This window comes from Vibrio sp. D417a, assembly GCF_030248595.1.
Taxonomy (GTDB): Bacteria; Pseudomonadota; Gammaproteobacteria; order Enterobacterales; family Vibrionaceae; genus Vibrio; species Vibrio alginolyticus.
Window position 1 is genome coordinate 76286 of record NZ_JAHGAM010000009.1, and the last position, 25086, is coordinate 101371.

Genomic DNA, 25086 nt, shown 5'->3' on the forward strand with positions numbered 1-25086 from the left:
CAAACGATGAACGGTCACTTTCCGAGCACAAATTGATACAAAAGGTTTTCGTCTTGCTACGCCAATTAGCCCTTGCTCTGTTGGGCTTTGTCTTATCCTACCAAGCATTTGCGCTTCATAATGCAAATGCAATCTTTTACCCTTTGCCAACTCAGGCAAAGGGTACTTTTATCGCGGCTAAAAAGTTGTTCTTGGGTGAAAAGGGCGGTTTGTGGATTCATGACGTACACGGACGAGTCCTGTTTTACGATGGTCAAACTATATTACCTAAATCAGGTAGCTTCCTACAAACGTCGGCTAAGCAGTTGGCTTATCATAAAGGTGCTTTTTGGACCTTTATTGAAAATGAGGTCTATCGAACCTATCCAAATCAGGAACGACGTTTAGTCTTTAGTTTAAATCCAGGCTCACAAATAAGAAAAATAGGGTCTTCAAAGAACTATATTTGGGTGAGTGATGGCGCGCATTTCTATACCTACAATATCGACACTAGCGAATTAAACTCTTTCTCTCTATTGCAGCTCTATCAACATAGTAATAATAGCTACGTTTACATTAATGATGCGGTGCTAGTTGAAACGAAGTGGGCACTAGCAACGACTTCCGGCTTCTATCTTTCTGAAGGTGATAAGTTTGACCATGTCGCAGCCTCAGGTCAAAACTACATTGAGAAAGTCTATTATTCACACACGCGAAGAGAAATTTTGATAGGTACTTTGCGTGGCGCTTTAATTTTCAACATTTACCAGCCTGATAAAGAAGTGATTAGAATTGGCGGCTCACATGTTTTGACATTCGCAGAGACAAATCAAGAGTATTGGGTGGGGACCGAGCATGGTCTTTATTTGTACTCATTTTTTTCAGGTGAGGTCACCGAAGTCGCGCCTGCAAGTTTTCTTGAGTTAGAGTTAGATAACACGAAGATTTATTCGTTGTTGAGCGACAATATGGGAGGGATGTGGATTGCGACTAACCAAGGTATTCGTTATTACTCGCTATTTAGTAAAAAATTTGAACGAGTGACCTTTAGTAGTTATGACTCACACACCCTATCAGGACGAATTCGGCAAACTATTGAAGGTCCTGATGGTGCGCTTTGGTTTGCTGATGACCGAAAGATTTATCGTTCAGGAAAGAGTGGGATTAACCAAGTCTTAGAGTTGGAGTCGCAGATCAATGAATTTGCATTTCAAAACGGTATGCTTTGGCTTGCGACCTCAAAAGGGCTGGAAATATTTGAGCTAAATGGTCTCAACAAGATTACATTTCCTTATTTACAGGTTATGGCCGGACATGCCGTAGAGCATGTGACCGTTGATGGTGATGACCGTCTTTGGGTATCAAGCGGATACCATCTTTACAATGTTGATACTGCTGCACGAAGCGTACGAAACTTTGGAAGTGAGTGGCTAGTAAGTCAGTATTTGCCTGCTAAGGTTACGCGCCTATATGATACTGAAGATGCCCTATTAATAGGCACCGATCATGGCGTATACCAATACAGTAATGACAACATCCAGTTTATCCGTTTTTCAGAAAAGTTTGGTGAATCATTAGACATGACCACGGCGGTTGATGGCAGCCAGTGGTTTGCTTCATCTTATGGTGTGTTTAAAACTGATACACGAAGCGATGAAAAACGTGTTGTTGAAATGAGTGAGCCCAACGCCAGACCTGCTTGCTTGATCAGAGACAGGCAAGGTGTATGGTTAGCTTCCTCTGTCGGTTTAAGCTATTACCACCTTTCGGGTGAGTTAGTGAAACATTACTCATCATCATCAGGCTTAATGAACAATGAGTTCCTCCCTGGTATTTGTAGCGTTATACAGCAGACAGAAATTGGTGAGCGAGAGCTTGTTCTGGGGTCGAAGTACGGACTCGTAAAAGCAGAAGCATCCAAGCTGCTTGTATCTAATCCCCCAGAGTCTATGTTTATTGTTAGCCAAGTTGTGCTTGAAAATGAAGTTCTGCAAGTTGGTAGTGCCGATCTGAATGGGCTCACACTGCCATATGGATCTTCGCTGAGTTTTTTATTCGGTGTGATGCCAAAACCAGACAGTCAAAATTTGTACTATCGATTGAACAACGATGACCCATGGCAAACGTTAGAGGGGGGCCAACTGACACTCGAGCACCTTAGTTCCGGTGAATATCACTTGCAGGTCAGTAATGAGTCTCAAGTTGTCACTGGAGTCGTTGGTTTAGAATCTCACTTTATCGTCCTTCATCCTTGGTATCTATCGCGATTTGCTATTTTAGGCTTTGTCGTAGCTAGTATTGCGGTCGTCGCATTACTTGTTTTCTGGCGCTCTCGCTACGTTGTACAGGCTAACCGTGATCTAGCAGCTCAAGTGACTCTCAAAACGAATCAGTTAAGACATCAAAGTAGAGTGTTGCTTACGAGCAACCAGCAATTACGTAAACAGATTCAAGTTAGAAACCTACTCGTAGACCATGTAGCTCTATCCATAAAATCAAGCGTCGACTTTATTGTGGCGAAACTACCTATGCCTCTGGATACTGCGACGGAGGATCATTTGGCTAAAACGAATTGGCAGTTAAATGAACTCAAAAGCGTTCCAAGTGATGTAAGTGGTGGGAGTCAGAACTACAACTTGAGTCAGATAACTCAGTCAGTGGTTGATGTATGGCAAGATGACTTTGCAAAAGCGGGTATTTTGGTAGAGCTAGAAGATGAGAGCAAGCAGAGCCGGGTTGCTCTGGAAAGTTTTAATCTTGATGTTATTTTCAATAGCATTTTTGCCAATATCATCAAGCGCTCTTTCCGGGGTCAAACGGTTAGAATTATGCTAGAAAAGGGGCATGATATTGTGTCATTGAGCTTTCTTGATTACGGGACGCAATTACCTAATAAAGTCGCGACTGGGCTTCCATCTAACTTAAATCACTCTGAGTTGAGTATTGACCACCTTGCCCAACTAGTGACAACGAGTGGTGGTTATTTGGCTGTCTTCTCTTCTGATGCTCAGAACAAAGTCGAGATCACATGGCCATCTGCGAAGGAAAGGAGTTATTTGGATGAACCGCAGCAAGAATTCAATCCTGTAACTATTGCAGAAGATCAAGTCACACCAGAGAAAGAGTGGTTGCAAAAAGTCTATCAATTAGTGGCAGAGCATTACCATGATCCTGAATTTGGCACTGCGTCAGCCGCTAAAATGCTGTATATGTCTGAACGTTCTTTGCAGAGACGTTTTAAATCTGCCTCGTCAAGAACGTTAAAAGACTATGTCACAGAGGTGCGTTTGGAAACGGCGTGTGAACAGTTATTGGCGGGTGAGAAAATCAGTGAAGTCGCCTTTAACTGTGGCTTTAATGATCCATCTTACTTTAGCCAAAAGTTTAAGCTACATTTTGGTTTGCCCCCGTCCAAGTTTGCTTTGACTCAAGAAAGCCAAGAAATTAACTAGAAAACCTTCATTATACGCTCCCTAGTTAATAGTTAAGATGCTGGGGAGCTGCATGCAGTGCTCTATTATTGCTGCAGTTGCTAACGCAGTGAGTTTCATTGTTTCTTCATCACATCTAGCCTACAAATCTATTCTCAACACGTAAGCACGATCACGTTCTATCTGTTAGTCGCGATGTTCATAGCAATAAGCATAAATGGCTTCAAGAGAATGATTTATTGATAGTTGCAACAAATAAATGACAGTTGTATTGCTGTATCAAAAGAGCGTTGTTCATTTGGGTGAATGATGGTGTGCGACATTCGTGAAAACGAAAACTGTGTTGAAAAGATGAATAAGGTAAAGAAGTTTTGAAAGAGGTGAAAAAAAATATCGTGGTATAGCCGGGGGGACTATACCACGGGTGTCAAGGACACCTTCGCTTGCTGCCGGAGTGACATGTTGCCATGCCACCTCTGGAATTTATTAGAGAGGTTGCCCTCTCGGTGGAGTAACTATACGAGAGGTTACTTATTTTTCTTATAAAAATAACGCCATGTTTATATGAGAAAAGCGACAACGTTTGGTTTTTTACTTAACCAATTGTTTTAATTTGCATTTTTTGTTTTCTATCTTGGTTTGTGACATTTTTGTTTCGTTAGGTGTCATTTTTAAATGTTAATTTTGACGTAAATAACGAGAGGAAATTTACGAAGTTAACGTTTGAAAGCGTGAAAACATTTACGGAATCTTTGATTTCACACAAGGATTGAAGGGGTATAGGGGAGTAATATTGGCAACCTAAACTTATTAAATAATAATATTTCTCATTAGCAATACTCTTAAGGGCCACTATGAAGTTATCAGAGATTAATCCTGGCGATACGGTGACGATTCGGTTGTTAGATGGTCTTTCATCAGATATCAGAAAGAAACTCATGGTAATGGGGCTGCTTCCCAATACAGAAGTCAAAGTGATTCGACGTGCGCCAATGGGCGATCCTTTACAAGTCGAAGTCCGTGGTGTGTCTGTCGCATTGCGAGAAACAATTGCTCAGAAAATTGAAGTGGAGCGAGTGTAATGCAATATCAAGTGCTAACTGTAGGTAACCCTAATAGTGGTAAAACGACGCTATTTAATGGTTTAACTGGCGCAAAACAGCAAGTTGGTAACTGGGCAGGCGTCACGGTTGAAAAGAAAACGGGACAATTCAAGCATGCTGGGGATGAGTTTTTGCTCACTGACCTTCCGGGTATTTACTCATTAGACAGTGGTAATGATAGTAATAGTATTGATGAATCCATCGCATCGCGTGCGGTTCTAACTCATCCTGCTGATCTCATTATTAACGTGGTGGATGCTACAAGTTTAGAGCGCAGCTTATATATGACGCTGCAACTTCGCGAACTTGGTCGCCCTATGATTGTTGTCCTCAACAAGATGGATGCGCTAAAGCGTGAACGTCAGATGATTAACGTTGCAGAGCTTGAGAAAACGTTAGGTTGTCCGGTTGTCAGTTTATCTGCAACCAATAAAACTCAAGTGGCAGAGTTTAAAGAAAAGCTCCATAAATCCATCGTTCAAGGAGTGCCACTTAAAGAATTGTCTTTGCATTATGGTGAGAAGATGGAGTCGGCAATTCAAACGGTTTCCGCACTTTTTAACGACCAAACCGTCGCTCATCGTGCACTAGCGATTCGTGCGCTTGAAAAAGACACAATGGTGCTCAATAGTCTTTCTGATATCGATAGAAGCAAAGTCTTGGAAGTCATTACGACGTTAGATTTGGATATCGATTTGCATGTCGCGGATACTAAGTACACGCATCTGCATGAACAGTGTAAAAAAGTTCGCCGAAGCGAAGGCAAGTTAAGTCGTAGTGTGACTGAAAGACTCGACCAGTTTATTTTGAACAAGTGGATTGGAATTCCTTTCTTCTTTGTTGTTATGTACCTGATGTTTATGTTCTCGATTAACATCGGTAGTGCATTTATCGACTTTTTTGACATTGGTGTGGGCGCATTGTTGGTTGATGGTGGTCACCACTTGTTAGACGGTCATTTGCCTGTGTGGTTAGTGACGGTTCTTGCTGATGGTATCGGTGGTGGTATCCAGACGGTTGCAACCTTCATTCCGGTTATCGCGTGTTTGTACCTGTTCCTAGCGGTACTTGAGAGCTCAGGTTACATGGCTCGCGCAGCATTCGTACTAGATAAAGTGATGCAGAAGATCGGTCTACCGGGCAAAGCATTTGTACCGTTGGTTCTTGGTTTTGGCTGTAACGTACCATCAATCATGGCGACTCGTACTCTAGACCAAGAACGTGAGCGTAAACTGGCTGCATCTATGGCGCCATTTATGTCATGCGGTGCTCGTCTGCCTGTATACGCACTATTCGCTGCAGCATTCTTCCCTGGTTCTGGTCAGAACATTGTATTCGCACTTTACCTACTTGGTATTGTAGCAGCGATCTTCACAGGTCTTTTCCTTAAGCACACGCTTTACCCAGGTAGCAGTGACAGCCTAGTAATGGAAATGCCTGATTACGAACTTCCGACGCTACAAAACGTGGTGATCAAAACTTGGCAAAAGCTAAAGCGCTTTGTACTTGGTGCAGGTAAAACCATCGTTATCGTTGTTGCTATTCTGAGTTTCTTCAACTCATTGGGTACTGATGGCAGTTTTGGTAACGAAGACAGCGAAAACTCTGTGCTTTCTAAAGCAGCGCAAGTAGTGACTCCAGTATTCTCACCAATCGGTGTTCAAGAAGACAACTGGCCAGCGACGGTAGGTATCATTACTGGTATCTTCGCAAAAGAGGCGGTAGTTGGTACGCTGAACAGTCTATACACGACGCCAAGCGACGGTGAAGACGCAGAATTTGATCTAATGGGCAGCCTAGAAGAGGCAGTAATGAGTATCCCTGAAAACCTAGCCGGTTTGAGCTACTCAGATCCACTAGGCATTGAAGTGGGTGACTTAACTGACTCAAATGCCGTTGCCGAAGAACAAGAAGTCGATGCTTCTATCTTCGGTAACATTAAATCTCAGTTTGCTTCTGGCAATGCCGCATTTGCTTACCTAATCTTTATCCTACTGTACACACCTTGTGTGGCGGCGATGGGGGCTTACGTACGTGAGTTTGGTCATAAGTTCGCACGCTTTATTGCGGTTTGGACAATGGGCTTGGCTTACCTATGTGCGACGTTCTACAACCAATTGACGCATTTCGCAGATAGCCCAGTGACAAGTGGCATTTGGATGGCTGTGATCGTTGCTATCTTCTTTGGTACCTACCGTGTGTTCAAACAAGTTGGTAAGAAACAAAACGGTGCATTAGAGGCGCAAGTAGCATGATTTTAAAAGAGCTTTATCAATACATTGCAGACAAAGGAACCGTCTCCCAGTCAGATCTGGCTAAACAGTTTGGGATGAGTGAAGATGGCGCCGACGCGATGTTAAACGTGTGGATTAAGAAGGGCAAAATTAGCCGCCTAGTCGACACTAATAAAGCTCATGACGTGACTCGTGTTCGCTACTCAGTGACTAAACAAGATGGTTTGTCTCTGACAGTCACCATGTAGCGACTATCAAAATTAGTCACCTAAAAATTATCACGTAAAAACGACAAAGCCGCATCAGCAATGATGCGGCTTTTATTTTGCTGGTTATTGTTTGTGAATACAGCGAAATTAATGTTCTTCAGAGTGTTTAGTCGCGCCTAACCCTAGGAACTTCAAACCAAGACTTAAAACTAAAATCGAAATAGGTAATGTTAAGATCGTCCAATCTAAGCTGTCGAAGTTAATCAGCACGAGCTCTAAGAACTTCACAAACAAGATCACGATGATGACTTCAGCCAAAATGTTTTTTAGATGGCCGATGTTCGGGGTTCTGATCCAATGCAAAACCGACTGCTCTTGTGTTTTCGCTTTAGCTTTGTTGGAAATAAATAGTGTGTAGATGCCGTGAGCAAAGATGAACAAAACTAGTGCGACAAGAAACGTATCCAGTGACTTGATCAAATAAGCGATCGCGATGTCTGCTTTATCTAAATGTGCGAGTGCTTCTGGAGGTGTTTGATTGAGAATGAAGACCGCAAATGCCGAATAGGTTTTTGCTGCACCCATAAGAAAAAGCAAGAATGAAGCAGCCATGGAACAGATGATGGCGATCCAGCTGACGTATCGGAATGTGTTGAAGACTTGTTTCATGATGACCCTCTCTAACTGAGCTGGTAGTCTAAACAAGTTTTATTTTAGTGATAATCCCAGAAAAATGAGAAAGATTGTTACAAATACGTATTAATCTTTCTCTGTCTATTTCAGCCGTATTCAAAGGCGAATTATTTTCGCTTGCAGTTCTTATGCTTTTTGGAAAATAGAGCTCAGTGACAACACGTTTTTAATGCGACCAAGTAATTCGTTTTGCTCTTCTTCTGTACGGAATTCACCTTTGGTGTTACCCCAAACCGGTCCCGGCCATGCGACGTCATCTTTGAAGCGAGCAATATGGTGAATGTGCAGCTGTGGCACCATGTTACCTAGTGCGCCAAGGTTTAACTTGTCTGGACGGAATGTTGCTTCCAGTGCTTGGCTTACTGCCTGAGATTCTAGCAAAAACTGTTGCTGTTCTTTCATTGGCAAGTGGTGAAGCTCTTTTAGGTTTGCACGTTTAGGTACCAAAATAACCCATGGCACGGCATTGTCTTTATGCAGAAGTGCCACACACAGTGGGAAGTGACCGATAACGGTAGTGTCTTTTGCCAATTGAGGGTGCAGTTCAAAACTCATTATATTATCCGATTTGAATTGAATGACATCAGTATACGCCAGATAAAACAAAAGGTTGACGCTTTCACGCCAACCTTTTGAAATCATATCGATTATCGATTATCGATTCTCGATTCTCGATTCTCGATTCTCGAATCGCTTACATGCGCTCTAGAGTATCAATACCTAGTAGAGACAGACCTTGCTTGATGGTCTTCGCTGTTAGCGCTGCTAGTTTCAGACGGCTTTGTTTCACAGCTTCGTCTTCAGCAACTAGGATAGGGCACGCTTCGTAGAAGCTAGAGAACTGACCTGCTAGTTCGAATAGGTAGCTACACATGATGTGTGGTTGACCTTCGCGAGCGACAGATTGAACCGCTTCTTCGAACTGCATAAGCTTAGCAATAAGTGCTTTCTCTTTCTCATCAGTGATTTTGATGTCACCTTGGAGAGCGTCCATAGCAACACCAGCTTTAGCGAAAATAGAAGCTACGCGAGTGTATGCATATTGCATGTATGGTGCTGTGTTACCTTCAAACGCTAACATGTTGTCCCAATCGAACACGTAGTCAGTCGTACGGTGTTTAGATAAGTCAGAGTATTTAACCGCTGCCATTGCAACTGTTTTAGAGATCTTCTCTTTTTCTTCCGCATCTAGCTCAGGGTTTTTAGATTCGATCAGTTGTGCTGCACGAACTTCTGCTTCATCTAGAAGGTCGGCAAGGCGAACGGTACCACCCGCACGAGTCTTGAATGGCTTACCATCTTTACCAAGCATCATGCCGAACGCGTGGTGCTCAAGAGATACTGACTCTGGCACGTAGCCTGCTTTACGAACAATTGTCCAAGCTTGCATTAGGTGCTGGTGTTGACGTGAGTCGATGAAGTAAAGCACACGGTCTGCGCTTAGCTCTTCATAACGATATTTTGCACATGCGATGTCTGTTGTTGTGTATAGGAAACCGCCATCGCGTTTTTGAACGATAACGCCCATTGGTTCGCCATCTTTGTTCTTGTATTCATCTAGGAATACAACTTGCGCGCCATCATCTTCAACGGCAAGACCTTGTTCTTTTAGGTCTGCAACGATCTTAGGAAGCATGTCGTTGTACATGCTCTCGCCCATCACGTCGTCACGAGTCAGTGACACGTTTAGACGGTCGTAGTTGCGCTGGTTTTGGATCATGGTTACATCAACGAGTTTTTTCCACATTTCTGCACAGTACTCGTCACCGCTTTGCAGTTTCACAACGTAGTTTCGCGCCTTTACTGCGAAGTCTTCATCTTCGTCGTACAGCTTTTTCGATTCGCGGTAGAAGCCTTCAAGGTCCGCAAGTTCCATAGAAACTTCGCCAGACTCTTGTTGTACACGCTCAAGGTTTGCGATAAGCATACCGAACTGAGTACCCCAGTCGCCGATGTGGTTCGCACGGATCACTTTGTGACCTAGGAACTCAAGAGTACGTACTACCGCATCACCGATGATGGTTGAACGTAGGTGACCAACGTGCATTTCTTTAGCAACGTTTGGTGCAGAGTAGTCAGCAACGATAGTTTGAGCTTCGTCTTCTGCAACGCCAAGACGTGAGTCAGCCAGTGCTGCTTCCGCTTGTTTTGCTAGGAACTCTTCGCTTAGGAAAATGTTGATGAAACCAGGGCCAGCGATTTCTGTCTTGCTCGCAATACCATCTAGGTCTAGAACATCCAGTACTTTCTGTGCAAATTCTCGTGGGTTAGTACCCAGTTTTTTAGCAACGCCCATTACGCCGTTTGCTTGGTAGTCACCAAATTGTGGCTTTGCTGATTGGCGTACTGCCGCAGGACTGCCTGCAGGTGCGCCAGCGGCTTCTAGAGCCTGAGATACTTTGTCATTAATAAGTGCTTGGATATTCACACGCGTTTCCTTCAATTCAAGGACGAAGAACTCGGCGAAGTAAGTGCCGAGTTCTGTTGGAGTTCACAAAAATGGGGCTAATGATAACAACTTTATTGCTTTTCATACAGAGAGGAATTGGGGAAATTTATACTTTTTCGATTGAATGGAAATGTGGTTTGGTTTGCGTTTACTATTGCGCTCAGAGTAATGAGATAAATCGCCCCAAAAGAGAACCACAATGACGACTCAACTAGTTGAAAAACGCCTAGCGCCTGAATTGATGATCCAAGATTTGGATGCATTTATGGCGAAGATTGAAGAGTTTGCATCCCTGTTAAAACTGGATCTGAGCTTTGCTCAAGCTGACCATATTGCGTTGCGTATTAACGATACTGATACCGCAAAAGCTGCGCATGAGGCTTGGAGTCAATACGGAAAGGTGATTTCACAAGCGAAAATCAACGGTCGCCCAATTATTGTTATTGAGTTCGATAAAGCGTTGGAAAGTCGTGGCTGGAAGATTGAGTGTCTGGAGCTGCCATACCCTGCGGAAGGCAAAATCTACCCAACTGAAAGCTGGGAACATGTGGAGTTTGTGATTCCGTCTCATGCCGAAACCGCAGATGAGTTTCTTGCTGATTTGAGACACACTTATCCAGCGTTTGGCGCACGCTTTAATGAGTTAGAAGAGCTGGGTGTGAAGATCAAACTGTCGAGCCCGAAAGGGGATGGCGAACGCTTGAATAACCCAACAGTGGCGTTTAAGTACCAAGGCATTTGTATCAAACTGCACCCGCATTCACTTAAGCGTATTGTGGAGTCTGAGCAGGCGTAAAACGCTAGGGTGAGAATTGCTGAGTTGCGATAGGCAAAAAGGGAGCCGAGGCTCCCTTTCGTAAGCGAATCACTATTTAGCCAGTGACTTGCTTTTTGGGTTGGTAATGGAAAGTTTTTTGCCTTTCAACTCTTCATCTAAAGGCAGTGTAAAAGTTTTGGCAAACGGCATTCGTTTACAATGATCCGCCTTGTCTCTAACGATAGTAATAAGAGCTTCTGTCTGTGAGCTTTGCTCTATTTTTAGGCTAAAATCATCGTTCTTACTGCAGCCGTTAGACTCTGTGATAAATGAAATTTGACTCTCACTTGTCCTATAAGTCTCTACCATCATTGCTTGGTGCTCAGACGTCTGGTTTGTTTGCAGTCCTGCGTTTGCTGAACATGCAGTTAAACTGATAGTGCCCAAACCAAGTAGGAATATCTTGAGTCTATGTTTCATCTCGTTACCTTTTTTTGCGTCGTACGAATGAACCTGCAGCCATTAACACCAGTAGGCCAATAGATAAACTGCCGCCTGAACTAGACTTTTTATTAACGTCGTTACCAGCATCGCCCGTATTATCTGTGCTGACTGACATATTTATGTTGCGAACAAATGCTTGCGCGCTGTAAATGCCACTTGAAAACGGGTGTTGGACGTATTCAAACGTTATCGTATTAGATGCTTTGTAAAGATCGATCTGGATCTCTTTATAATCGAGGAGTTGGTTGGTGCTATCGTAAATTTCACCATTAACTAAGATGAACAAGTAATCAAAACCATCGGACATTACTTTGAGATCCATGGTAAGTTTGCCCTTCGGAAGATCGGTCAAAACCAGCTCAGATACACCAGGATAAGCTCCCATATCCGCTGATTGCAGTTCACCATTTTCAGCCGTCCAAGCGTTTTGACCGGTATAAACATTTGCGTCTGCTAGCGGAATGGCATTACGCACTGATCTGCTTGCTTTATCTACACCTGAATACTCGAAAGTTGTTGTGAGTCTGGACAGTTTCGGATGATCGGTAAAGAGCTCTATCGTTGTTTCTGATCCCGAATAGCTAGGTTGGTAGCCGACGGTAATTTGACAGCTTTGCGAAGGCTTTAAGGTACCAGTACAAGTGCTTTTCTCGATGGTACTTCCGTATGATATTGTGCTTTGGTAGATGTTGAATGGGATAGTATCGTCATTACGAATAGTAAAGGTCTCTTGCTGCGCTTTTCGCTCAACGAAACGAAGATCTCGGTACTTAGTGAAGCTGATAGTATTGCGATGGCTATCTATCCATCCATTGTGTTGAAAATGAGCGACGTTGGCGTAAACACCATAAGCGTTTGGTTGAGCACATCCATCCCCCCAGCTGACCACGCCTAGCAATTTGTTGATACCGTTATCATCAACGATGAGTGGACCGCCGCTATCTCCTTGGCAGCTATCTTTACCTCCCCAATAGTATCCGGCGCAAATACCGTCATCTGATACATTAGAGTAGTTTCCTGGTAGGTTTTGGCAGGTAGCTCGATCTACGTATTCCAAATCTACTTGTTGTAAAACGGTTGGGTATATTCGGTCTGTCGTGGACGTATTTCCCCATCCAGCCACGTGCAACTTGTCTCCTACGCGTACGCTATCTAAAAGTTCTGGCGTTGCCAGGTCAATAGTTGCGCTATCGATATTGCGTTCTAATTCAATAAGAGCGATGTCATTGTTCGTTGTTATGTTGTTATATTCATCATGTGAATAGATATTTTTAATGGCGATGCGCTGTGCTTGAGACTCTCTGTTTTTGTCATAAAGACCAAGAACGATATCCAGATCGTCCGCATTAAGACCTTCCACACAGTGCGCAGCAGTTAATACGTATTTTCCACCTAGGAAACTGCCACCACAAAAGTGACCAATAGATGTAGGTTGTCCTTTACGTACCAGTGAAGCAATAAATTTCCAGTCGGAAGTGTTGGCAGGTTCGCCGCCGATAATGCGAGTGGATACATCATTCTGAACAGGCTCAAGAGTATCTGCGATTGTGGTTGCTGGTAAAGTCAGCCCAATCAGAAAAGCCACTAACGTTTTTTTCATTTTAATTCCGTAATATTAACGTGGTTTATTATAAGAAGGACAAATGATAAACGGAATCATTCTCTCAGTAAATAGTTGTAGAGAAATGAAAAATTATAACGTATCGGTTTAACTTTGATGGTTAGAATTGGAGGGGGGGATCTTCTGAAAAGATGAAACCCGCCACGTTGGACGGGTTTCACTATCGTTGTAACTAGTACGGAGGGATTACAGGATCACGGTCTTATTCCCATAAACAAAGACGTGGTCATTGATCACTTTATTCAAAGCCTTACTCAATACGTTCTTCTCTACATCCCGTCCCGCTTGCGCCATATCTTGGGCATTGAATGTATGGTCGACAGGAATTACGTCTTGCTTGATGATCGGCCCTTCATCTAAATCATTAGTCACGAAGTGTGCTGTTGCACCGATGATTTTCACACCGCGATCGTAAGCTTGTTGATATGGCTTCGCGCCAATAAAAGCAGGTAAGAAGCTGTGATGAATATTAATGATTTTGTGGTGGTATTTCTCAACAAACGCCGGCGTCAATACGCGCATGTATTTAGCTAGCACCAAAAAGTCAGCATCGTATTGATCGATCACTTCTAGCATCTTCTGCTCGTGTTCTTCACGGCTAAGGTTTTCATGGGTCACGTGGTGGTAAGGAATGTCGAAGCGCTCAGTGAGAGTTTGCAGTTTGTCGTAATTCCCCACCACAGCGGCGATCTCAACATCTAGGCTTCCATCGTAGGTTTTCATCAGAATATCGCCTAAACAATGCGCTTCTTTTGTGACGAGAATGACGATGCGCTTACGGCGAGAGCCAACCAATTTACGCTTAGCACCTTGCGGGAGAGCTTGGTCCAAGTCGGCAAGAAACGTTTGATCGTTGAAGTATCCCTCTAGCTCCGTTCTCATGAAAAAGTGGCCACTGGTATTATCAACAAATTCGTTATTGTGAACGATGTTGAGTTGGTGCTTGTAACAGATATTAGTAATTTTCGAGATGAGACCCGGGGCGTCAGAACAGTGGGTCAACAGTGTTTTCTTTTCCATAAATCAGGTACTTCCATGCATTAATATTTTAGCGTACGAATTTGTTATTATTCCCTGGCGGGTGTAACTGTACTGCCATGTTTCACCATAAATAATCTATTCTTACGTTGGTTTCAACAAAATATCCGCGTGTCGCCGCAAGCTGGTCAGATTGTGGGCTGATGTCACTCCTATTCCTCTGATATACTCTCGATAATTTTTCAAACTCAATACCAAGCATGATCGCAAAAACTTTTTCCTCTGATGGCGCGTTAGGTAAGGCCATTCCTGGCTTTCAAGCTCGTCAGCCACAAATCGATATGGCGGAAGCCGTCAGCAGTGCGATCAAAGATCAAACCCAGTTGGTGGTGGAGGCAGGAACCGGAACTGGTAAGACCTTCGCCTACCTAGTCCCTGCGCTGTTGAGCGGTAAAAAAGTGATCATCAGTACAGGCTCGAAAAACTTGCAAGAGCAGTTGTACCATCGGGACTTACCGCTCATGGTCAATGCGCTTGGTTTTTATGGTCAAGTGGCGTTATTAAAAGGGCGTTCTAATTATCTGTGTTTGGATCGTTTGAGCCGCCAAATGGTCGAAAGCCACACTAATGAATCTGACCCGACGTTATTAACTCAACTGGTTAAAGTGCGTGCTTGGTCATCAGAAACCAAAACAGGTGACCTTGGGGATTGTGATGATCTACCAGAAGACAGCATGATCATTCCGACCATCACCTCAACCAATGATAACTGTTTAGGTAAAGAATGTCCGAGCTACACTGATTGCTTTGTATTGAAAGCGCGTAAGCGAGCCATGGATTCCGACATTGTTGTAGTGAACCATCACTTGTTTCTTGCTGATTTAGCGATCAAAGAAACAGGATTCGGTGAACTGATTCCAGAAGCCGATGTGTTTGTTTTTGATGAAGCTCATCAGTTGCCAGATATTGCGAGCGAATATTTCGGCCAGTCAGTTTCAAGCCGCCAAATTCACGATCTTGCCAAAGACATTGAAATAGCCTACCGCACCGAAGCCAAAGATATGCGTCAATTGCAAAAAGTGGGCGACAAACTCATGCAAAGCGCAATGGACATGCGGATTGTATTGGGTGAGCCAGGCTTTCGTGGCAACTGGCGTGAGGCGTTGCAATCAGGTTCTATTAAGCGAGAATTATTGCGCTTAACTGACAGCCTCGAATTGGCGATTGATGTACTCAAAATAGCTTTAGGGCGCAGTCAATTACTGGATACCGCTTTTGAACGAGCCAATTTGATCAAAGGCCGCATCGACCGCGTCTGTGATGTCGATATTACCGGTTACTCATACTGGTACGATACCTCGCCTCGTCATTTCGCTCTGCACATTACGCCTCTTTCTGTCGCGGACAAGTTCCATGAGCAAATAGAGATTAAACAAGGCGCGTGGATTTTCACGTCAGCAACCCTAGCTGTATCGGGCGACTTCAAGCACTTTACTGAGCGCCTTGGCCTCAAGCCTACAAAGCAATTTTCTCTGCCGTCCCCCTTTGATTATCAAAAACAAGCGCGCCTTTGTGTGCCAAGGTATTTGCCAGAGCCAAACAGTAACGGCTTAGCGGATAAGTTAGTCCGAATGCTTGCTCCGGTGATTGAAGAAAATGATGGTCGCTGCTTCTTTTTATGTACCTCGCACAGCATGATGCGTGAACTAGGTGAGAAGTTCCGAGAAGTACTTGAGCTGCCTGTGTTAATGCAAGGGGAGATGAGTAAGCAGAAAACCTTGGCGGAGTTTATGGAACTGGGTAACGCTTTACTCGTGGCGACGGGCGCTTTCTGGGAAGGGATTGATGTTAGAGGTGATGCGCTGAGCTGTGTTATTATCGACAAATTACCGTTTACCGCCCCTGACGATCCGTTACTCAAAGCCCGTATCGAGGATTGTCGATTACGTGGCGGTGAACCATTTGCTGAAGTACAAATCCCGGATGCAGTGATTACGTTAAAGCAGGGAGTCGGGCGATTAATTCGAGATCAGAAGGATCACGGTGCGTTGATCATTTGTGATAATCGCCTCGTCACGCGAGACTATGGTGGTATTTTCCTCGGAAGTCTACCACCTATCCCAAGGACGCGAGACTTAGATGGAATCAAAGCATTCCTGAAAGCAGAACAATCTGTCACAGACGCAAGTGCTGAGGCATAACCCAATAAATGAGAGTTGTAGAGAGTTAAATGAGCGCAAAAATTCTTGCTATCGATACAGCGACTGAAAACTGTTCAGTTGCGTTGTTGGCTAATGATCAAGTGATTTCACGTAGCGCGGTTGCACCACGCGATCACACCAAAAAAGTACTGCCAATGGTTGATGAAGTACTCAAAGAAGCTGGCCTGACTCTACAAGAGCTGGATGCGTTAGCGTTTGGACGTGGTCCAGGTAGCTTTACTGGCGTTCGTATCGGTATTGGTATCGCACAAGGTTTGGCGTTCGGTGCTGACTTACCTATGATCGGCGTTTCAACGCTGGCTGCAATGGCTCAAGGTAGCTATCGCTTACATGGTGTGACCGATGTCGCTGTGGCCATTGATGCACGTATGGGTGAAGTTTACTGGGCACGTTACACTCGCCAAGCAAACGGTGAGTGGGCAGAGATGGATGCAGAGTGCGTAATTCCACCAGCACGTCTCGTTGAAGAAGCACAAGCAGACGACAAAACGTGGACGACAGCAGGTACTGGTTGGGATGCTTACCAAGAAGTATTAGCAGACCTACCGTTTAATTTGACGCATAGTGACGTTCTGTACCCTGATTCACAAGACATCGTGATTCTTGCTGAACAAGAATTTAAAAAGGGTAATACCGTGCCGGTCGAAGATTCGAGCCCTGTTTATTTACGTGATAATGTGACATGGAAAAAACTTCCTGGTCGCGAATAGTCCGTTTTTCATTAACCTGACAAAAAGCAGGGCGTTTGCCCTGTATTTTTATGGAGTGCTATGGCGTCGATTAATGGCTTGCCTCCTTCTTTGATTCCCGGTGCAAATCGCACTCATAAAGCCAGTCAAAAGAAGCAGGTAAATAAATCACAAACAAAGCAGCCTGTAGGTCAGCCTTCAAAGGTTGCTAACGCCGTGGCGCACTCCATAAAACACGTGGATGAGTCCCAAATTCACCGAGCTCAAGTGCAATATGACCTTCCTGAAGGGGGCGCACGTAAAGCAATGGAGCAGTACATGGATGTCATGAATCGAGCTAAAAAAGAGGAACTGGCTCAATTACTTGGTGTCGATATTTACGTGTGAGATCTCCCCAGCTTGGGGTTACTAATATTGAAAGGTGGTTTATGAAGGTTTTTGGACGGTTTTTTCTCGCATTATTTGCTACGGTTGGTTTGTCTGCGTGTAGCTCTTTGCCAGAGGAGCTAAATGCAAGCACAGAATTGGTCGTTACAGACTATAAAGCGTTTGCTGAGTCTCAGGGGCAAGTGAGTGAAGATGTTCGCCTTGGTGGAATCATCGCTAAAGTGGATAACTTTAAAGATAAAACGCGTCTAGAGATTGTAAACCTTCCTATCAGTGAGTCTGGTAAACCTGATATTGATGAAGAGCCTACGGGGCGTTTTGTCGCCTATTTTGATGGCTATTTAGAGCCTGTCGCCTTTAGTGAAGGCCGTTTGGTGACGGTTGTAGGCAAAGGAGCAGGGGAAGAAGAAGGAAAGATCGGTGAGCACGGTTACATCTTCCCGGTAATTAAGGGGGAAGGGTACCGTTTATGGAAAATTGAAGAACGTGTACGCATGTATGACTCGCCAACCTACTTTTACCCATGTTACTCGATTAACTGCCGCATGTGGCGTAATGATTTCCCGCAAGACGGTAAAGTGATAAAACAGGTCAAATAATCTGCGATGCATGAGCGTCAATTCGAGCTTCCTGCCGGCAAAATGGCAGCCCTTGAGATAGGGAACGAGAAAACGGCTGACTTGTCAGTCGTTTTTCTTCATGGGTGGTTAGATAATGCGGGCAGCTTTAAAGCGCTCATGGAGCAGTTGAATCAACTTAATCCTCACTTACACCTCCTCGCCATCGATCATTTTGGTCACGGTTTATCGAGTCATAAATCTCACGATAATTATTACCCCTTTCACGACTATATTGCCGATTTGTATCAGTTTTTGGACGAATTATCACCAAACAGACTGATATTAGTAGGGCATTCACTTGGTGCTTTAATCGCAAGTTGCTATAGTGCAGCGTTTCCAGAGCAGGTTGAAGCTCTTGTGCAAATTGAGGGAGCAGGACCTCTTCATGAGGATCCTATTAACAGTTTGCCTCGTCTTCGCGATGGCGTTTTAAGTCGAATAAGACAGCAAAACAAGCCAGAGCGAGCCATTGCCTCCTTCGATCTGGCGTTAAAATTACGCATGCAAGCCAACCAATTAACCGCTGAGCAGCTTCTACCGATAGTCGAGCGTGGAACAGAGCAGCGAGGAGATAAATGGTATTGGCGGCATGACGCCAAGTTAAAATGTGCGTCGCTTTACCGAATGGCGCAAGCGCATGCTAACTCGATTACCAGCCAAATACGTTGTCCTCATTTGATTGTATTAGGCGATCAAGGATTTCAGAATTTACCATCTAACCAAGCTGATTGGGGAGAGAACCCACCGCAAGTGGTTTCTGTCAAGGGTGGTCATCACTGTCATTTAGAGCAAATACTCGAGGTCGCAACGCGAATTCTTGGTGTAGTTAACAAAATTTAAACAAGTGTTTGAGAGTTGCGTGCTCAAGCACGTTCGCTGTGCTGTAATAGCTTTCAAAATAAAAAGGACGCTATTTTTTAGCCAGTTATAAACGAGGAGTAACATCGTGGATAAACCATGGCTTTCACGTTATCCAAGTGACGTACCTGAAACCATTAATCCAGAGCAATATGAGTCTTTGGTAGAAATGTTTGAACAGTCTGTACAAAAATATGCAGACCAACCAGCATTCATGAACATGGGCTCGGTTATGACCTTCCGTAAATTGGAAGAGCGTAGTCGCGCATTCGCAGCGTATCTGCAAAACGAGTTAAAACTGCAAAAGGGTGACCGCGTTGCTCTGATGATGCCAAACTTACTGCAATACCCAGTAGCATTATTTGGTATTTTGCGTGCAGGTTGTATCGCCGTAAACGTTAACCCACTTTACACTCCTCGTGAACTTGAACACCAATTGAATGACTCAGGTGCGACGACGATTGTGATTGTGTCTAACTTTGCGAATACGCTAGAACAAATCGTCGATAAAACACCAGTCAAACACGTAGTGTTAACCAGTCTTGGTCAAATGCTGCCACGAGCGAAAGGTACGATTGTCGATTTTGTCGTGAAGTACGTTAAGGGCATGGTGCCTAAGTACGATTTACCTGGTGCAATCTCAATGCGTCAGGCTCTACGTAAAGGTCGTCGTCTACAATACGTTAAACCGTTTATGTCTGGGGATGACATTGCATTCCTGCAATATACGGGGGGGACGACAGGTGTCGCGAAAGGCGCGATTCTGACTCACCGCAACATGATTGCGAACGTTCTACAGGCAAAAGGCGCGTACGGACCGGTTTTATCTCCGGGGCGTGAATTAGTCGTGACAGCATTACCGCTGTATCACGTATTTGCTCTTACCGTAAACTGTCTGCTGTTTGTCGAAATGGGTGGTCGTAACTTACTTATTACCAACCCTAGAGATATTCCAGGGTTCGTGAAAGAGCTACAAAAGCATCCGTTTACTGCGATTACGGGCGTGAATACCTTATTTAATGCATTGGTCAATAATGAAGATTTCCACGAGTTGGATTTCAGTAATCTACGTTTAGCCGTTGGCGGCGGCATGGCAGTGCAGCGCTCAGTGGCAGAAAGATGGCAAAAGACCACGGGTTGCTATTTGCTCGAAGGTTACGGTCTAACAGAATGTTCTCCGTTGGTGGCGGCATATCCGCATGATCTTGTTGAATACAATGGCTCTATTGGTCTGCCGGTACCATCAACAGAAGTTCGTATCGTGGACGAAGAAGGCAACGCTCTTGCGAATACTGAAACTGGTGAACTTCAAGTTCGTGGTCCTCAGGTTATGCAAGGTTACTGGCAACGACCTGAAGCAACGAAAGATACGATTAACGAAGACGGCTGGCTATCAACTGGCGACATCGTTAAGTTCGATGACGAAGGCTTTCTGCATATCGTTGACCGTAAGAAAGACATGATCTTAGTATCAGGCTTTAATGTTTACCCGAACGAAATTGAAGACGTTGTAGCACTACACGGCAAAGTACTTGAAGTTGCTGCTATTGGTCAGCCGCATGAAGTGTCTGGTGAATTAGTGAAGATTTATGTCGTGAAACGCGATCCGAGCTTGACCAAAGACGAAGTGATCGCGCATTGTCGAGAACACTTAACTGGCTACAAAGTTCCGAAGTTGGTTGAGTTCCGCGAAGACTTACCTAAAACCAATGTCGGTAAGATCTTGCGTCGTGTTTTACGCGAAGAGAATGACGCTGAACTTGCGAAGAAAAGCGCATAAGCCGATTTCGTCGAGTCGAGAGATTTAAAAAATGATAGAATGCCAGCGTTTTGCTGGCATTTTTTATAGCGAGAAGTATGTGAACTATCAAATTATTACTAAAAACAAAGACCTAGAAGAGGTTTGCACTCATGCCCGAGAGGCAGACGTAGTGATGCTGGATACCGAATTCGTTCGTATTCGCACTTTCTACCCGCAGTTAGGTCTGATTCAGCTTTTCGATGGTAATCGCCTCTCGCTGATTGATCCGACTGAATTAACGGATATGACGCCGTTTGTAGCGCTATTAAAAGATACTTCTGTGCTAAAAGTGCTGCACGCATGTGGTGAAGATTTAGAAGTTTTCCAAAACGCTTTTGGTTGTACACCATTCCCTATGGTGGATACGCAGCTGATGGCCGCTTTTCTCGGTCACGGCCTATCGACAGGCTTCGCATCGCTGGTGGAAGAATATTTAGGCGTAGAGCTCGACAAAAGTGAATCACGTACCGACTGGATGGCTCGTCCACTGACACAAAAGCAATTAGATTATGCTGCCGCAGATGTTCATTACTTGTTACCGTTATACGAAAAGCTGTTCGATAAGGTGACGCAAGCAGGTTGGTGGGAAGCTGTACAGCAAGAAAGTGATTTACTCGTTTCGAAACGTATTCGCGTAACCAATGAAGAGAATGCCTACCTTGATATTAAGGGCGCTTGGCAATTAAAACCTTCTGAGCTGGCGATTTTAAAGCCATTGGCGACGTGGCGTTATCGTGAAGCAATCAAACGAGATTTAGCGCTGAACTTTATCTTCAAAGAAGGTGATCTATTAACGGTCGCTCGTCTTGGTTTAACGAACTTTAAGAAGATGGAAGCAGAAGATATTGATATCCGAGCGATTAACCGCCATGGCGCGAAGATTGCCGCGATTGTTAAACAAGCGAAGCAAACACCTTCTGAAGAGTATCCTGCGAAAATTGAGCGTTTAATGGACTATCCGGGTTACAAGCAGGTCTTCAAAAATATGAAAGACTTGGTGAAATCGGCTTCGCAGAAGTCAGGTTTAGCCACGGAGTTCCTTGCCTCTAAAAAGCAGATCAATCAGTTGATCAGTTGGGTTTGGAAAAAAGATCGTGACCCAGAAGTATTGCCTGATTTGATGCAAGGGTGGCGTTTGGATTTACTCGGCGACAAGATGAACAAAGCATTAAAGTAATGAAAGATGAAAAAGGTTGGCCTCGATGCCAACCTTTTTCGTTCTAATTAGAGCATTCGTCTTGCGAGAGAAACTGATTACTTTTCTTCGTCTGGTAGCTTCACATTCAGCTCAAGAACTGAGATATCGTCGTCTTTGTGCTCAAATGTTAAGTCAACCATATTTGGATCAATTGCCACGTACTTGCTGATCACCTTCAAGATGTCTTCTTTTAATTGAGGCAAGTAAGACGGCGCAGGATCATTTTGGCTGCGGCGCTCTGCGACAATGATTTGCAAACGCTCTTTAGCTAGATTCGCAGAAGTTTTCTTCTGTGGACGGAAAAATTCTAATAATGACATGTCTAGCCTCCAAAGAGTCGTTTAAAGAGTCCTTTCTTCTCCTCAGTAAGGAAACGAAATTCAACCTGATTGCCTAATAAGCGATCAACGGTGTCAGAATAAGCCATACCCGCATCGGTGTTATCGTCAAAAGTGACTGGCACACCTTTGTTTGACGCGTTAAGCACGGCTTGGCTTTCTGGAATCACGCCCAGAAGTGGAATATGTAAGATCTCCTCAACGTCTTCAACGCTTAGCATTTCGCCTTGAGTGACGCGAGATGGGTTGTAGCGAGTCAGTAGAAGGTGCTGTTTTACTGGCTCTAGCCCTTGTTCTGCACGCAGTGACTTGGAATCTAAAATACCGAGAATGCGGTCAGAGTCACGCACAGAAGAGACTTCTGGGTTCGTTGTGACAATGGCTTCATCGGCATAGTACAAGGCCATTAACGCGCCTTGCTCGATACCTGCTGGTGAATCACAAATAATGAAATCAAAGCCCATTTCATCAAGTTCGCCGAATACGCGCTGAACACCATCTTTTGTCAGTGCGTCTTTATCACGAGTTTGAGAAGCAGGAAGAATAAATAGGTTGTCCGTGCGCTTATCTTTGATCAGCGCTTGGTTTAATGTCGCTTCACCGTTAATGACGTTCACAAAGTCATACACGACGCGGCGCTCACAGCCCATGATTAGATCGAGGTTACGCAAACCGATGTCAAAATCGATCACCGCGGTCTTTTTTCCCTTAAGAGCTAGACCAGAGGCGATGGCTGCGCTTGAAGTGGTTTTACCAACGCCACCTTTACCAGACGTTACTACAATAATGCGTGCCATTTTTTTTCCTTTTTAGATTAAATCGCGAGAACTTCTAAATGTAATGATTCATCGGCTTTACTGATCATTACTTTCTTTTGCCAGTACTCGCTTTCAATTTGATCGCTTAACCAGTAGTCACCCGCAATGGATACCAGTTCTGCTTGTAAATCGTGGCAAATAATACGCGCTTCCTGCTGACCACTTGCTCCTGCAATCGCACGACCTCGAAGTGTGCCATGGATATGAATAGAGCCGTCAGCAATGACTTCAGCACCTGCACTTACGTGCGCTAGCACCACCAAATCACCATCTTTTGCGTAGATCTGTTGTCCTGAGCGGACAGGCGTACGAACTACTTTCGTTGGTGCCATTTTGGCAGGTGCTTGGCTTGGCGATTTGCTCGCCGACATAATGGCGAAGCCAGCTTCGGAAGCAAGGTTTTGTACACGCTTGTCTTTACAGCCCGTTACACCGACCGGAATAAAACCGGCATCTGAGATGCCTTGTTTAAGCTTAGGGAAATCAATGTCGCCTTGTACTTTTGCTATATTGATTACCAAAGGCGCGGATGCAAAAAAAGAAGGTGCTTGAGAAACTTTTTCTTGCAAAAATTCGACAGTCTTTGCGATCTCATTGTCAGAAAGGTGTAAAACTGACAATGTAAAACTGCTACCTTTAAGGTCTGGTGAATGGGTCATCGTGGACTTCTTGCCTTTATTGAAAGAGCGTTGCCTTAAACTAGGTATGTCATGTTATATTTCATCCTTTGACGCAGCAAGTTCTCTCGTGGGCAAATAGGTGAATTAATCTCAAATTTGCTATTAAGTTTGCGAGAATTTGACGTTTTCAACCTAATCCGCACTCAACGCGGCTAAATCAGCATAAAAGGCGTGTCATGCTTTGTTCTATTTATAAAAGCTCGAAAAAAGAAGGTACTTATCTCTATATTCCGAAAAAGGATGATTTTTCACAGGTTCCTGACACCTTAATGCAGATGTTCGGTAAGCCTATCGCTGTCATGACGATTAAACTTGATGGCCGTAAATTGGCACAAGTTGATATCGAAAAAGTGAAGGCTTCATTACAAAATGATGGCTTCTTTCTTCAGGTTCCACCGCCGCCGGAGAACCTATTAGAAAAGTACAAAGAACAAAAAGCCCAGCAGAAAGGCGAATAACGTCATCGTTTTTCATCTGGGATTTCTGCCTTGCTCAAGGAGGGCAATATGAAAAAGATACTGGCTACCATGCTTAGCGTTGGTATGTGTACCTCGGCTTTTGCAAGTAGCGAGGGTTTTGATGAATACTTGAATAAGCTGCGTGCTGAAGCTCGTGATAAAGGTATCTCAGAGCAGGTCATTAGTGCTGCTTTTGCTAATGTTGAGTACAAGCCCCGAGCAGTAAAAGCGGACCGAAACCAACCAGAAAAGAAACTGACATTGGATGAGTACATTCCTCGCGCGGTGCCTGAATGGAAGGTGAAGCAAGCCAGACAACTCTACAAAGAGCATTACACCGAGCTAAAGCGTATAGGCGATGAGTACGGTGTCCACCCGCGCTTTATTGTGGCACTTTGGGGAGTTGAAAGTAACTTTGGTAAGTTTACCGGCAACTTTAAAGTGATTGATGCACTATCCACAATGGCATTTGAAGGCCGTCGTGAAGAGTTTTTCCGTAAAGAGACTATGTCGGCACTGCAGATCCTCGATCAAGGCCATATTGAGCTAGAGAACTTTAAAGGCTCATGGGCTGGTGCTATGGGTCAATGCCAGTTTATGCCAAGCTCTTTCCTTCGTTTTGCTGCTGACGGCAACGGGGATGGTAAAAAAGACATATGGCAATCTGAAGCGGACGTGTTTGCATCAACCGCTAACTATTTGAGCAAGTCTGGTTGGGATGATAAATATACCTGGGGTCGCCAAGTTAAGGTTCCTAAAAATATTGATCGCAGCCTAGAAGGGCGCACGGCTGAAAAAGGCAAATACCTTCAAGAGTGGAGCCAATTAGGTATCACAAAATATGACGGTAGCCCGTTGCCAAAACTGGATGAAGACATCAAAGCATGGTTGATCATGCCGGACGACGAGAATGGTCGTACGTATCTGGTTTACAATAACTATAACGTATTGATGAAGTGGAACCGCTCTTACTACTTCGCACTTGCTGTGAGTCACTTGGCTGACCGCATTAAATACTGATCTGCCATCAAACAATTTGGCATCCAGTCTTCAATACAA

23 protein-coding genes are annotated in these 25086 nt (G+C 44.3%); 14 read left to right on the top strand and 9 right to left on the bottom strand.

The genetic code is table 11. The features are described from left to right. Nucleotides 1–53: 53 nt before the first annotated feature. From KI742_RS10510 to KI742_RS10525, 4 genes are all read left to right on the top strand, one after another. Nucleotides 54–3431: an AraC family transcriptional regulator gene (locus KI742_RS10510; protein ID WP_285385213.1), complete on the top strand. Its 3378-nt coding sequence runs from the start codon at nt 54–56 to the stop codon at nt 3429–3431. Nucleotides 3432–4264: 833 nt separating this feature from the next. After that, on the top strand, nt 4265–4492 hold the full coding sequence (locus KI742_RS10515) for a FeoA family protein (RefSeq protein WP_005382190.1): 228 nt from the start codon (nt 4265–4267) through the stop codon (nt 4490–4492). Further along, the gene (gene feoB, locus KI742_RS10520; protein WP_213903602.1) at nt 4492–6768 is read left to right on the top strand and encodes a Fe(2+) transporter permease subunit FeoB; all 2277 of its coding nucleotides are present in this window, start codon (nt 4492–4494) and stop codon (nt 6766–6768) included. Before KI742_RS10515 ends, feoB begins: the two co-directional genes overlap by 1 nt. Then, complete coding sequence (locus KI742_RS10525) at nt 6765–6995, top strand: FeoC-like transcriptional regulator (RefSeq protein WP_005382192.1); 231 nt, start codon at nt 6765–6767, stop codon at nt 6993–6995. Before feoB ends, KI742_RS10525 begins: the two co-directional genes overlap by 4 nt. Before the next feature lie 108 nt (nt 6996–7103). On the opposite strand, the gene KI742_RS10530 is transcribed toward KI742_RS10525, so the two are convergent. The 3 genes from KI742_RS10530 to argS all read right to left on the bottom strand — a co-directional run bounded on the left by KI742_RS10530 (nt 7104) and on the right by argS (nt 10077). Beyond that, nucleotides 7104–7625, bottom strand: a complete 522-nt coding sequence (locus KI742_RS10530; protein WP_042523163.1) for a YqhA family protein — start codon at nt 7623–7625, stop codon at nt 7104–7106. A gap of 150 nt (nt 7626–7775) precedes the next feature. After that, nucleotides 7776–8204, bottom strand: coding sequence for an HIT domain-containing protein (locus KI742_RS10535; RefSeq protein WP_005446436.1), 429 nt, complete (start codon nt 8202–8204; stop codon nt 7776–7778). Nucleotides 8205–8343: 139 nt separating this feature from the next. Continuing rightward, on the bottom strand, nt 8344–10077 hold the full coding sequence (argS, locus tag KI742_RS10540; RefSeq protein WP_054576704.1) for an arginine--tRNA ligase: 1734 nt from the start codon (nt 10075–10077) through the stop codon (nt 8344–8346). Nucleotides 10078–10297: 220 nt separating this feature from the next. Here argS and KI742_RS10545 point away from each other — a divergent pair, with 220 nt between their 5' ends. Then, nucleotides 10298–10894 (top strand): VOC family protein, encoded by a 597-nt coding sequence (locus KI742_RS10545; RefSeq protein ID WP_025766980.1) that lies wholly within the window; start codon nt 10298–10300, stop codon nt 10892–10894. Between the two features lie 72 nt (nt 10895–10966). Here KI742_RS10545 and KI742_RS10550 read toward each other — a convergent pair whose 3' ends face one another. The 3 genes from KI742_RS10550 to purU all read right to left on the bottom strand — a co-directional run bounded on the left by KI742_RS10550 (nt 10967) and on the right by purU (nt 14000). Then, entirely contained in the window at nt 10967–11335 is a 369-nt protein-coding gene (locus KI742_RS10550; RefSeq protein WP_005382200.1) for a hypothetical protein, read from the bottom strand. A 4-nt stretch (nt 11336–11339) separates the two neighbouring features. Beyond that, on the bottom strand, nt 11340–12959 hold the full coding sequence (locus tag KI742_RS10555; protein ID WP_005382202.1) for a trypsin-like serine protease: 1620 nt from the start codon (nt 12957–12959) through the stop codon (nt 11340–11342). 207 nt (nt 12960–13166) lie between these two features. After that, nucleotides 13167–14000 carry a formyltetrahydrofolate deformylase gene (gene purU / locus KI742_RS10560; RefSeq protein ID WP_151514591.1) on the bottom strand — a complete coding sequence of 278 codons (834 nt, stop codon included), beginning with the start codon at nt 13998–14000 and terminating at the stop codon, nt 13167–13169. A gap of 218 nt (nt 14001–14218) precedes the next feature. Between purU and KI742_RS10565 the strand changes: the two genes are divergently transcribed. The 7 genes from KI742_RS10565 (at nt 14219) to rnd (ending at nt 21712) form a co-directional block, all read left to right on the top strand. Then, nucleotides 14219–16159, top strand: a complete 1941-nt coding sequence (locus KI742_RS10565) for an ATP-dependent DNA helicase (RefSeq protein ID WP_053303287.1) — start codon at nt 14219–14221, stop codon at nt 16157–16159. A gap of 29 nt (nt 16160–16188) precedes the next feature. After that, nucleotides 16189–16890, top strand: a complete 702-nt coding sequence (gene tsaB, locus KI742_RS10570) for a tRNA (adenosine(37)-N6)-threonylcarbamoyltransferase complex dimerization subunit type 1 TsaB (RefSeq protein ID WP_017819943.1) — start codon at nt 16189–16191, stop codon at nt 16888–16890. 60 nt (nt 16891–16950) lie between these two features. Next, nucleotides 16951–17256 (top strand): hypothetical protein, encoded by a 306-nt coding sequence (locus KI742_RS10575; protein WP_017819942.1) that lies wholly within the window; start codon nt 16951–16953, stop codon nt 17254–17256. A 41-nt stretch (nt 17257–17297) separates the two neighbouring features. Further along, nucleotides 17298–17855, top strand: coding sequence for a Slp family lipoprotein (locus tag KI742_RS10580; RefSeq protein WP_017819941.1), 558 nt, complete (start codon nt 17298–17300; stop codon nt 17853–17855). A gap of 6 nt (nt 17856–17861) precedes the next feature. Then, the gene (locus tag KI742_RS10585; protein ID WP_213967013.1) at nt 17862–18716 is read left to right on the top strand and encodes an alpha/beta fold hydrolase; all 855 of its coding nucleotides are present in this window, start codon (nt 17862–17864) and stop codon (nt 18714–18716) included. 106 nt (nt 18717–18822) lie between these two features. Beyond that, a complete protein-coding gene (gene fadD, locus KI742_RS10590) occupies nt 18823–20514 on the top strand; it encodes a long-chain-fatty-acid--CoA ligase FadD (protein WP_005382216.1) in 1692 nt (563 codons plus the stop codon). A 79-nt stretch (nt 20515–20593) separates the two neighbouring features. Continuing rightward, on the top strand, nt 20594–21712 hold the full coding sequence (gene rnd, locus KI742_RS10595; protein WP_031777213.1) for a ribonuclease D: 1119 nt from the start codon (nt 20594–20596) through the stop codon (nt 21710–21712). A gap of 77 nt (nt 21713–21789) precedes the next feature. On the opposite strand, the gene minE is transcribed toward rnd, so the two are convergent. From minE to minC, 3 genes are read right to left on the bottom strand one after another with little or no spacing between them, the layout of a single operon-like run. Beyond that, nucleotides 21790–22053, bottom strand: coding sequence for a cell division topological specificity factor MinE (gene minE / locus KI742_RS10600; protein ID WP_005388332.1), 264 nt, complete (start codon nt 22051–22053; stop codon nt 21790–21792). A 2-nt stretch (nt 22054–22055) separates the two neighbouring features. Further along, on the bottom strand, nt 22056–22868 hold the full coding sequence (gene minD, locus KI742_RS10605; RefSeq protein ID WP_005388331.1) for a septum site-determining protein MinD: 813 nt from the start codon (nt 22866–22868) through the stop codon (nt 22056–22058). 17 nt (nt 22869–22885) lie between these two features. Next, the gene (gene minC, locus KI742_RS10610; RefSeq protein WP_005382304.1) at nt 22886–23548 is read right to left on the bottom strand and encodes a septum site-determining protein MinC; all 663 of its coding nucleotides are present in this window, start codon (nt 23546–23548) and stop codon (nt 22886–22888) included. A 197-nt stretch (nt 23549–23745) separates the two neighbouring features. Between minC and KI742_RS10615 the strand changes: the two genes are divergently transcribed. Both KI742_RS10615 and KI742_RS10620 read left to right on the top strand, forming a co-directional pair. Beyond that, nucleotides 23746–24027: a YcgL domain-containing protein gene (locus KI742_RS10615; RefSeq protein ID WP_005382303.1), complete on the top strand. Its 282-nt coding sequence runs from the start codon at nt 23746–23748 to the stop codon at nt 24025–24027. A gap of 48 nt (nt 24028–24075) precedes the next feature. Then, nucleotides 24076–25047, top strand: coding sequence for a lytic transglycosylase domain-containing protein (locus KI742_RS10620; RefSeq protein ID WP_005388330.1), 972 nt, complete (start codon nt 24076–24078; stop codon nt 25045–25047). The last annotated feature ends 39 nt before the right edge of the window (nt 25048–25086 follow it).

Excerpts from the sequence above, each read along its gene's own strand:
- purU (WP_151514591.1), bottom strand. The coding sequence starts at position 14,000 with ATGGAAAAGAAAACACTGTTGACCCACTGTTCTGACGCCCCGGGTCTC.
- minD (WP_005388331.1), bottom strand. The coding sequence starts at position 22,868 with ATGGCACGCATTATTGTAGTAACGTCTGGTAAAGGTGGCGTTGGTAAA.
- KI742_RS10515 (WP_005382190.1), top strand. The coding sequence starts at position 4,265 with ATGAAGTTATCAGAGATTAATCCTGGCGATACGGTGACGATTCGGTTG.
- minE (WP_005388332.1), bottom strand. The coding sequence starts at position 22,053 with ATGTCATTATTAGAATTTTTCCGTCCACAGAAGAAAACTTCTGCGAAT.
- KI742_RS10525 (WP_005382192.1), top strand. The coding sequence starts at position 6,765 with ATGATTTTAAAAGAGCTTTATCAATACATTGCAGACAAAGGAACCGTC.
- KI742_RS10615 (WP_005382303.1), top strand. The coding sequence starts at position 23,746 with ATGCTTTGTTCTATTTATAAAAGCTCGAAAAAAGAAGGTACTTATCTC.
- KI742_RS10620 (WP_005388330.1), top strand. The coding sequence starts at position 24,076 with ATGAAAAAGATACTGGCTACCATGCTTAGCGTTGGTATGTGTACCTCG.
- KI742_RS10545 (WP_025766980.1), top strand. The coding sequence starts at position 10,298 with ATGACGACTCAACTAGTTGAAAAACGCCTAGCGCCTGAATTGATGATC.
- KI742_RS10530 (WP_042523163.1), bottom strand. The coding sequence starts at position 7,625 with ATGAAACAAGTCTTCAACACATTCCGATACGTCAGCTGGATCGCCATC.
- KI742_RS10580 (WP_017819941.1), top strand. The coding sequence starts at position 17,298 with ATGAAGGTTTTTGGACGGTTTTTTCTCGCATTATTTGCTACGGTTGGT.
- KI742_RS10550 (WP_005382200.1), bottom strand. The coding sequence starts at position 11,335 with ATGAAACATAGACTCAAGATATTCCTACTTGGTTTGGGCACTATCAGT.
- tsaB (WP_017819943.1), top strand. The coding sequence starts at position 16,189 with ATGAGCGCAAAAATTCTTGCTATCGATACAGCGACTGAAAACTGTTCA.
- KI742_RS10585 (WP_213967013.1), top strand. The coding sequence starts at position 17,862 with ATGCATGAGCGTCAATTCGAGCTTCCTGCCGGCAAAATGGCAGCCCTT.
- KI742_RS10555 (WP_005382202.1), bottom strand. The coding sequence starts at position 12,959 with ATGAAAAAAACGTTAGTGGCTTTTCTGATTGGGCTGACTTTACCAGCA.
- minC (WP_005382304.1), bottom strand. The coding sequence starts at position 23,548 with ATGACCCATTCACCAGACCTTAAAGGTAGCAGTTTTACATTGTCAGTT.
- KI742_RS10565 (WP_053303287.1), top strand. The coding sequence starts at position 14,219 with ATGATCGCAAAAACTTTTTCCTCTGATGGCGCGTTAGGTAAGGCCATT.
- KI742_RS10535 (WP_005446436.1), bottom strand. The coding sequence starts at position 8,204 with ATGAGTTTTGAACTGCACCCTCAATTGGCAAAAGACACTACCGTTATC.
- KI742_RS10575 (WP_017819942.1), top strand. The coding sequence starts at position 16,951 with ATGGCGTCGATTAATGGCTTGCCTCCTTCTTTGATTCCCGGTGCAAAT.
- feoB (WP_213903602.1), top strand. The coding sequence starts at position 4,492 with ATGCAATATCAAGTGCTAACTGTAGGTAACCCTAATAGTGGTAAAACG.